Annotated in this window: 2 protein-coding genes; both read right to left on the bottom strand. The window is 69.2% G+C overall.

The features are described from left to right. Positions 1-587, bottom strand: a 587-nt coding sequence (locus ACFWIC_RS41065) for an ATP-binding cassette domain-containing protein (protein ID WP_380522322.1), incomplete at its 3' end; no start/stop codon positions are given. Between the two features lie 236 nt (positions 588-823). Further along, positions 824-1,475 (bottom strand): substrate-binding domain-containing protein (locus ACFWIC_RS41060; RefSeq protein WP_380522320.1); only part of this gene is annotated, 652 nt, incomplete at its 5' end.

Genomic DNA, 1,475 nt, shown 5'->3' with positions numbered 1-1,475 from the left:
CGGTGCGAGACGTAGACGACGGCTACGCCTTGGTCGCGTAGGCGGCGGATGAGGGTGAAGAGGGCGTCGACTTCGTGTTCGGACAGCGAGGAGGTGGGTTCGTCGAACGCGATCACCTTCGCGTCACCGGTGAGTGCGCGCAGGATCTCCACCAGTTGGCGTTGGGCGGGGGTGAGTTGGGAGCCGAGGAGGTCGGGGTCGAGGACTTTGTCGAAGCCGAGGCGTTTCAGGTCGGCCGTGATGCGGCGGTGTAGTTCGGTGCGGTCGAGGCGTCGGCCGGTTTTGCGGGGGAGGGCGCCGGCGTAGACGTTTTCGGCGACGGAGACGTGGGGGATGATCTCCGGTTCCTGGGGGATGATGCGGATTCCGGCGGTGCGGGCCTGGGCGGGTGAGGCGAGGTCGATGCGGTGGCCGTCGATGACGACATGACCCTCCGTCGGCTGGTGGTCGCCGGTGAGGATTTTGAGGAGGGTGGATTTGCCGGCGCCGTTCTCGCCCATGAGGGCGGTGATCTGGCCGGCGGGGAAGTCGAGGGTGACTCCGCCCAGGGCCCGTACCGCGCCGAACCGCTTGGTGACCTGGTGCACACCGGCGGTCCCCGCAGGCGGCGGAACGGAGGGCGGGTAGGGATTCGGACTCGTGACGTGAGCTTCGCTCATCATGGTCGCCTTCGGTCGGGCGGGAGGGTCGGAGGGCCCGGCGAACGGGAGGCACCGCGTCGGGGGCGGTGCCGTGTCAACGGGCCGGTTCGACGGAAGGGGGATGCCACCTCCGGCCCCGGCGGCAAAGGGGCCGGGGCGCGGACGGCCGTTCCCGGGGGGTGTCAGGTGCAGGTGACGCCGGCGGTCTTCCAGGTGGTGGTGTCGACCATGGTGGTGGGGGCGAAGGCTTCCTTGGGGAAGTCCTTGCTGTTCTTGAGCTTGTCGTACATGGTCTGGACGGCGAGTGCGCCGACGTCCTTGCCGTTGATGAAGAGTGCGGCCTTCATGCCGGAGGGCTTGCCGGAGCCCCAGTTCTTGCAGGCGAGGTAGGCGCCGAGGCCGACGCCGATGACGCGGTCGGGGCCGATGCCGGCGTTCTCCAGGGCGGTGACGCCGCCTTGGACGTTCTCGTCGTTGCAGCCCCAGAGGACCCAGTTCTTGACGCCGGGGTTGGCGGTGACGGTGGCGGCGATCTTGTCCTGGGCGCCGGTGGGGGTGTTGTCGGTGGCGACGTCGATGTTCTGGACGCCGGGGGCGGTGGTGGCGAAGGCTTCCTTGGCGGCCTTGACGCGGTCGCCGCAGACGGTGACGTCCTGCTTCCAGGCGGAGATGGTGCGGGTTTCGGCGGGGTTCCAGGCGGCCTTCTTGAATTCCTCGGCGGCGCGCTTGCCGACCTCGTCGCCCATCTGGGTGCCGGAGAAGCCGATGCGGGGGACGAGGTTGTCCTTGGCGCAGGCGGAGGGGTCGGGGCCGTTGGTGCAGATCTGGTCGTCG

It is taken from the genome of Kitasatospora sp. NPDC127035 (assembly GCF_042726075.1).
In the GTDB taxonomy this organism is placed as follows: domain Bacteria; phylum Actinomycetota; class Actinomycetes; order Streptomycetales; family Streptomycetaceae; genus Kitasatospora.
This window is presented reverse-complemented; position numbering and strand designations above follow the sequence as displayed.